Origin of the sequence: Streptomyces sp. NPDC047017 (genome assembly GCF_040644175.1) — a bacterium.
In the GTDB taxonomy this organism is placed as follows: domain Bacteria; phylum Actinomycetota; class Actinomycetes; order Streptomycetales; family Streptomycetaceae; genus Streptomyces.
Genome location: NZ_JBEYVW010000030.1, coordinates 67,328 through 74,839, shown reverse-complemented (window position 1 = coordinate 74,839; position 7,512 = coordinate 67,328). Strand labels below are relative to the sequence as shown.

The 7,512-nt window shown below is 73.0% G+C and carries 4 protein-coding genes; 3 read left to right on the top strand and 1 reads right to left on the bottom strand.

Going from position 1 to position 7,512, the window contains the following annotated elements; genetic code table 11:
* Positions 1-184 precede the first annotated feature (184 nt).
* From ABZ858_RS34975 to ABZ858_RS34965, 3 genes are all read left to right on the top strand, one after another.
* Positions 185-1,570: a class II fumarate hydratase gene (locus tag ABZ858_RS34975; protein WP_361388240.1), complete on the top strand. Its 1,386-nt coding sequence runs from the start codon at positions 185-187 to the stop codon at positions 1,568-1,570.
* Positions 1,571-1,644: 74 nt separating this feature from the next.
* Positions 1,645-2,337, top strand: a complete 693-nt coding sequence (locus ABZ858_RS34970; protein ID WP_361388237.1) for a DUF402 domain-containing protein — start codon at positions 1,645-1,647, stop codon at positions 2,335-2,337.
* Between the two features lie 308 nt (positions 2,338-2,645).
* Positions 2,646-4,937, top strand: a complete 2,292-nt coding sequence (locus ABZ858_RS34965) for a SpoIIE family protein phosphatase (protein ID WP_361388234.1) — start codon at positions 2,646-2,648, stop codon at positions 4,935-4,937.
* Between the two features lie 66 nt (positions 4,938-5,003).
* Here the strand turns inward: ABZ858_RS34965 and ABZ858_RS34960 are convergent, their stop codons facing one another.
* Positions 5,004-7,400: a transglycosylase domain-containing protein gene (locus tag ABZ858_RS34960; protein WP_361388231.1), complete on the bottom strand. Its 2,397-nt coding sequence runs from the start codon at positions 7,398-7,400 to the stop codon at positions 5,004-5,006.
* Positions 7,401-7,512: the final 112 nt, after the last annotated feature.

Below are 7,512 nucleotides of genomic sequence, written 5' to 3'. Positions count from 1 at the left end.
GGGGGAGTTCTCGCCCCCGCCGCGCCGCCCCGCCCCGCCCCCGGGGGCTGCCGCCCCCGGACCCCCGCTTCGGCCTGAACGGCCTCGTCCTCAAACGCCGGACCGGCTGACGTGAACAGGTGGTCTGATCACCCGTTCGGCCCAGCCCCGGAACAACCGCACCCCCTCGCACGCTGTACCCGGTATGAGCGAATACCGCATCGAGCACGACTCCATGGGCGAAGTCCGGGTTCCCGCCGGCGCGAAGTGGCGGGCGCAGACGCAGCGGGCCGTGGAGAACTTTCCCGTCTCCGGGCAGCGGATCGAGCGGGCGCACATCGAGGCGCTCGCGCGGATCAAGGGTGCCGCCGCCAAGGTCAACGCGGAACTCGGGGTGCTCGACAAGGAGATCGCCGAGGCGATCGGGGCGGCGGCCGAGGAGGTCGCCGAAGGGACGTGGGACGACCACTTCCCGGTCGACGTGTTCCAGACCGGCTCGGGCACCTCGTCCAACATGAACGCCAACGAGGTCATCGCCACCCTCGCGACCGAGCGGCTCGGCCGGGACGTGCATCCCAACGACCACGTCAACGCCTCGCAGTCCTCCAACGACGTCTTCCCGTCCTCGCTGCACATCGCCGCCACCGCCGCCGTCGTCCGGGACCTGATCCCGGCCCTGGACCACCTGGCCGCCGCCCTGGCCCGCAAGTCCGAGGAGTTCGCGGACGTGGTGAAGTCCGGGCGGACGCACCTGATGGACGCCACGCCCGTCACCCTGGGCCAGGAGTTCGGCGGCTACGCGGCGCAGATCCGGTACGGCGTCGAGCGGCTGACCGCCTCCCTGCCCCGGCTGGCCGAACTGCCGCTGGGCGGCACCGCCGTGGGCACCGGCATCAACACCCCGCCCGGCTTCTCCGCCGCCGTCATCGAGGAGGTCGCCCGCACCACCGGGCTGCCGCTCACCGAGGCCCGCGACCACTTCGAGGCGCAGGGCGCCCGGGACGGGGTGGTGGAGACCAGCGGGCAGTTGCGCACCATCGCGGTGGGCCTGACGAAGATCGCCAACGATCTGCGGTGGATGTCCTCGGGCCCGCGCACCGGCCTCGCCGAGATCAGCCTGCCCGACCTCCAGCCGGGGTCCTCGATCATGCCGGGCAAGGTCAACCCGGTGATCCCCGAGGCCGTGCTCATGGTCGCCGCGCAGGTCGTCGGCAATGACGCGACCGTGGCCACCGCGGGCGCCGCCGGCAACTTCGAGCTGAACGTCATGCTGCCGGTCATCGCCAAGAACGTCCTGGAGTCGATCCGGCTGCTGGCCAACGTCTCCCGGCTCCTCGCGGACCGCACCGTCGACGGCGTCACCGCCCACCGCGAGCGGGCCCGCGAGTACGCCGAGTCCTCGCCGTCCGTCGTCACCCCGCTCAACAAGTACCTCGGGTACGAGGAGGCCGCGAAGGTCGCCAAGAAGGCGCTCGCCGAGCAGCAGACGATCCGTCAGGCCGTCCTGGACGGCGGGTACGTGGAGCGCGGCGACCTGACGCGCGAGCAGCTGGACGAGGCCCTGGATGTCCTGCGGATGACGCACCCGTGACAACCCTGTGCGCGCCCGCGTGAACCGTGCCACGCACCGCAGCGCCCGGTGGCCGTGACACCTAATATCTGTCCATGGCAGACGACGCAGCGGTGAGACGGGTGAAGACGGGCGGCGCGACGGACCACTGGGCTCCCGGGAGCCGGATCCTGTGGCGGTACCGGGAGAACGGCGGCACGGCGCTGCACATCGTGCGGCCCGTGACCGTCGTGCGCGACGACGCCGACCTGCTCGCCGTGTGGCTGGCCCCCGGCACCGAGTGCGTCAGGCCGGTCCTGGCCGACGGCACCCCCGTGCACCTGGAGCCGCTGGCGTCGCGCTACACCAAGCCGCGCGCGGTCCAGCGCGACCACTGGTTCGGCACGGGCGTGCTGAAGCTGGCCCGGCCGGGCGAGCCGTGGTCGGTGTGGCTGTTCTGGGAGCCGGGCTGGCAGTTCAAGAACTGGTACGTGAACCTGGAGCAGCCGCTGGCCCGCTGGGCGGGCGGGGTGGACTCCGAGGACCACTTCCTGGACATCACCGTGCAGCCGGACCGCACCTGGGACTGGCGCGACGAGGACGAGTTCGCCCAGGCGCAGCGGGACGGGCTGATGGACGCCGCGCTGGCCGAGCGGGTGCGGGCGGCGGGCCGGGCCGCGGTGGAGGTGATCCGCGCCTGGGGGCCGCCGTTCCGCGACAACTGGCAGCACTGGCGCCCGGATCCCTCCTGGGCGGTACCGTCACTGCCACAGGACTGGGACCGTACGCCCGCGCACGTGTCCTCATGAGACCCTTGATGCGCCCCCGGGCGGGAAACGTAGGATCGTCCTCCGCAAGAGCGCACGGAGGCACGCCACCGGAGCAACTCCCGCAGCGGGCATGGAGTCTGACCGAACGTCACCGAGGGGCGGCAGGACGTGAGCGAGGGGTACGAGCGCACTACCCGGGCGGGCCGCACGCGGCCCGCCGGTGGCACAGGAACAGCCTCTGACCACGCCGTAAATCCGTTCCTGGGGCACGTATTCCGGGTATCGGGTCTACGGCGGGACGAACCGCGCGCCCGGCGCGCAGCCCCGGACGGATGGATTCGACACGCGTGACGGAGCAGCCGACCTCCTTCGAACGCCCCCAGTCGGGCGCCGACCCCGCGGACGCCCGCGGGGCACTTCTGCACACCCCGGAACCGGCCCGTGCCTTACCGCCGCAGACACGCCCGGACGGCACGCACCCGTCCGCCGCGGCGCACGGCGCGGACGGTGCGCCCCCGGCGCTGACCGGGACGGCCACCGCCGCCCCGGAGCACGGCGTGGGCGCCCCGCGCGCGGCCGCGGCCTCGCCCGGGCCCGGGTACGAGCACTCCCAGCCGGTGGCCGCCGAGCCCGACCCGCACCGCCCGCGCCCGGCGCCGGAGGGCATCCCGGCCCAGCCGGACGCGAGCACCCGGCCCACCGAGGGCGCGGAGCCGGGCCGTACCGGCGCGGAGACGGTCCGTACCGGTACCGAGGCGTCCCGGTCCGGCGCCGACGCGTCCAGGGCGGCGGGCGGCCTGCCCGGCGGCCCGGAGCGGCGCGGCACCGGCGGCCCGGGCGACCGTGGTCCCGGCGGACCGGACCAGCGCGGTACCGGCGGCCCGGAGCGGCGTACCGGGCAGGGGCTGCCGCCCGGGCGGCCGCTGCCGATGCGGCGGGACGGCGACCGGCTGCGGTTCGTCGGCGCGGCGACCCGGCGCATCGCCCGCGGCATGGACCTGGACGAGATCGTCATGGGGCTGTGCCGGGCGACCGTGCCCACCTTCTCCGACGCGATCCTGGTCTATCTGCGCGAGCCGCTGCCGGTGGGCGACGAGCGGCCCGTGGGCCCGCTGGTGCTGCGGCTGCGCCGCACCGACCGGATTCCGGCGGAGCGCGACCCGGAGGTCGGGTTCACACCCGCGCCGGCGCCCGAGCAGCCGGCCGAGCTGTCGGTGGTCACCCATGAGCTGTGCGAGGTACGGCCCGGCAGCGCGCTCGGTGAGGTGCTGCGCGGGGTGCGGCCGGTGTTCACCGACACCGCGGCCGCCGGTGCCGCGCTGGACGAACTCCTCGGCGAGGGCTCCGAGCTGGCCGTGCCCGGCGGGCAGCGCACCATCCTCGCCCCGCTGCGCGGCCGGCGCCGGGTGATCGGCGCCGCGCTGTTCCTGCGCCGCCCGGACCGCCCCGCGTTCGAACCGGACGACCTGCTGGTCGCCGCCCAGCTGGCCACGCACAGCGCGCTCGGCATCGACAAGGCCGTGCTGTACGGGCGGGAGGCGTACATCGCCGACGAGCTGCAGCGCACCATGCTGCCGGAGACCCTGCCGCGCCCCACCGGCGTGCGACTGGCCTCCCGGTACCTGCCGGCCGCCGAGACCGCGCGGGTGGGCGGCGACTGGTACGACGCGATCCCGCTGCCCGGCAGCCGGGTCGCCCTCGTCGTCGGGGACGTCATGGGCCACTCCATGACATCGGCGGCCATCATGGGCCAGCTGCGCACGACGGCGCAGACCCTCGCCGGTCTGGACCTGCCGCCGCAGGAGGTGCTGCACCACCTGGACGAGCAGGCGCAGCGCCTGGGCACCGACCGCATGGCGACCTGCCTGTACGCGGTCTACGACCCGGTCTCGCACCGCATCACCATCGCCAACGCCGGCCATCCGCCGCCCGTGCTGCTGCACCTGGGCGGCCGGGCCGAGGTGCTGCGGGTGCCGCCGGGCGCGCCGATCGGCGTCGGCGGCGTGGACTTCGAGGCGGTGGAGCTGGACGCGCCGGCCGGCGGCACGCTGCTGCTGTACACCGACGGCCTGGTCGAGTCGCGGCTGCGGGACGTGTGGACCGGTATAGAGCAGTTGCGCGAGAAGCTGGCGGCGACCGCGCAGCTCACCGGGCCCGACCATCCGCCGCCGCTGGAAGCGCTGTGCGACGAGGTGCTCGACATGCTCGGCCCGGGCGACCGGGACGACGACATCGCGCTGCTCGCCGCCCGCTTCGACGGGATCGCGCCGAGCGATGTGGCGTACTGGTTCCTGGAGCCGGAGGAGACCGCTCCGGGCCGGGCCCGCCGGCTGGCCCGCAGGGCGCTGTCCCGCTGGGGCCTGGAGGACCTCACCGACTCGGTGGAGCTGCTGGTCAGCGAGGTCGTCACCAACGCCGTACGGTACGCCTCGCGGCCGGTGACGCTGCGGCTGCTGCGCACCGATGTGCTGCGCTGCGAGGTCGGTGACGACGTGCCGCAGCTGCCGCGGCTGCGGCAGGCGCGCGCCACCGACGAGGGCGGCCGCGGGCTGTATCTGGTCAACAAGCTGGCCCGCCGCTGGGGCGCGACCCGGCTGAGCACCGGCAAGGTGGTCTGGTTCGAGCTGCACCGCGGCTGAGCGGCGGACGCGGACGGGCCCGGCGGTCTCCCGCCGGGCCCGTCCGCGTTCCGTGCCCGCGCTGCGCTACCGGGCGGGCTGTCTGCCGTCCAGCTGCCCGCGGCCGCCCGGGTCCAGCGGGTCGTCCGGCTCGCTGTGCGAGGGGTCGGGCAGGCCGGTCGGGGAATGGCTGGGGGACTGGCTCGGGGAGTGGCTGGGCGGCGGGCTCGGGGAGTGGCTGGGCGGCGGGGCGCTGGACGACTGGGTCGGCTGCGTCGGCGTCTGGCTCGGCGACCGCGAGGGCGACTGGCTCGGCGACCGGGTGGCCGGCGGGGTCGTCGACGGCTCGACGGCCGCGCCCTGCGTGGTGTCCAGGTCGAACTTGCTGGTGTCGTCCATGACACCGAAGGTGTACGCGGCCCAGATCTGCGCCGGGTAGCCGCCGCCGTTGACGCGGCCGGGGCTCGGCAGCAGGCCGGTGGCGCCGGTGAGGCTCACATGCGCGTACGGCGGCTTGGGGTCCTCGCCGAAGAGTCCGACCGAGGTGACCAGGTCGGGCGTGTAGCCGGTGAACCAGGCCGACTTGTTCTCGTCGGAGGTACCGGTCTTGCCGGCCACCTGCTGGCCCTCGCGCAGCGCGTTGTCGGCCACCGACTCCTTCGCCGTGCCGTCGTCGACCACGCCGGTCAGCACCGAGGTGACCGTGTCGGCGGCCTGCCGGGTGATGACCTGGTCACCGATCGGGTCGGGCATCTCCACCTTGCGGGTCTTGTTCTCCGCCGAGGCGACGATGGCCGGGGAGACCTTCTTGCCGTGGTTGTCGAAGGTGGCGTAGATCCCGGCCATCTCCAGCGGGCTGGCGCCCATGGAGCCCAGCGTCTGGGCGGGCACGGCCTGCATGCCGTCGGTGTCCATGCCGAGCTTGCCGGCCGCGTCCATCACGTTCTTCATGCCCACGTCCACGCCCATCTGCGCGAAGACGGAGTTGACGGACTTGTTCATGGCGGACTGGACGTCGATGTCGCCGTAGCTGACGTGGTCCTCGTTGGGCGGGTCGAAGCCGGCCTTGCTGCCGTGGTCCACGACCTGCCGGCCGCTGGTGCCGTCGTACACCGTGTCGGCGTCGATGGCCCGGCCGTCCTGCGTCTTGGCGCCCTCGTCCAGGGCGGCGGCCAGGATCACCGGCTTGAACGTGGAGGCGGGCTGGAAGTCCCGCCGGGTGGCGTTGCTGGAGTAGTGCTTGAAGTAGTCCTCGCCGCCGTACAGGGCGAGGATCTTGCCGGTCTTCGGGTCGACGGAGATCGCGCCGGCCTGGACGTCGCCGTCGACCTTGCGCTTCTTCGCATCCAGCTTGCCGGTCAGCTGCTCCTTGACCGTCTTCTCCAGGGCGGCCTGCTTCTTCTTGTCGACGTTCAGGGTGATCGTCCAGCCACGGTCCACTACGGCGGCCTCCGCCTGGGACTGGGTGATGCCCTGCTCCTTCATCAGCTGCTGTTCCAGCTGCTTGTTGGCGAGGTCGATCAGATAGCCCTTCTGGCCCTCCAGGCCGGGCTGGCCCTTGGGGTCCTGGGGCACCGGGAACTTCATCGCCGCGCGCTTGCCGGGGTCGAGCCAGTGCTGCTTGACCATGTTGTCCAGCACGTAGTTCCAGCGGGCCTGCACCAGCCGCTTGCCGTTGGGCCCTGCCACCGCCCAGTCGTACTGGCTCGGCGCCTGGAGCAGCGCGGCGAGGTAGGCGCCCTGCTCGACCGTCAGGTGCTGCGCGTCGACGCGGTAGTAGGCCTGCGCGGCGGCCTGGATGCCGTAGGCGTTGCGGCCGTAGTAGCTGGTGTTGATGTACCCGGCGAGGATCTCGTCCTTGGTCTCGTGCCGGTCCACCTTGAGGGAGATGACCATTTCCTTGAGCTTGCGCGTGACCGTCTGGTCCTGGGTCAGGTAGTAGTTCTTGACGTACTGCTGGGTGATGGTCGAGCCGCCCTGGGTGCCCTTGCCGGTCAGCGTGTTGAGCAAGCCGCGGGCGGTGCCTTTCAGGTCGACGCCGGAGTCGTGGTAGAAGGACTTGTTCTCGGCGGCGACGAAGGTGTGCTGGACGTCCTTGGGCACCTTGTCCAGCGCCACGGACTCCCGGTTGACCTGGCCGTCGCGGGCCAGCATGGTGCCGTCGCTGTACTTGTAGATGTTGCTCTCGCGTGCGGCGGCCGCGTTGCCCTGGGGTATGTCGACCATCATGTAGAGCACGACGAAGGCGCCGATGCCGAGCAGGCACAGGCCGAAGAACGTGCCGAGGATCTTCTTCCAGGTGAAGAGCCGGCGTATGCCGCTCTTCCTGGCCTTGGCGGGCCTGGCCGCCGCCCGGCGGCCCGCGGCGCGGCCCGCCGGGGCGGTGCCGCCCGCGGCGCCGGGTGCCGGCGTCCCGGACGAGCGCCTGGGCGCCGCGCGGCGGCCACCGCGCTGTCGCGCTCGTCTCTCTTCCGCTCGTCCCATGCGTCCGTCCGCTCCGCTTCCGTCTCGGCTGTCACTCAGGTACGTCGTTCAGGTCAGCTCAGAAAGCTAACACCGCTCTCTATGACAAACGGCCCGGGATCCGGGCTTTTCC

Coding starts and splice junctions, on each gene's coding strand:
- ABZ858_RS34960 (WP_361388231.1), bottom strand. CDS start 7,400: ATGGGACGAGCGGAAGAGAGACGAGCGCGACAGCGCGGTGGCCGCCGC.
- ABZ858_RS34975 (WP_361388240.1), top strand. CDS start 185: ATGAGCGAATACCGCATCGAGCACGACTCCATGGGCGAAGTCCGGGTT.
- ABZ858_RS34970 (WP_361388237.1), top strand. CDS start 1,645: ATGGCAGACGACGCAGCGGTGAGACGGGTGAAGACGGGCGGCGCGACG.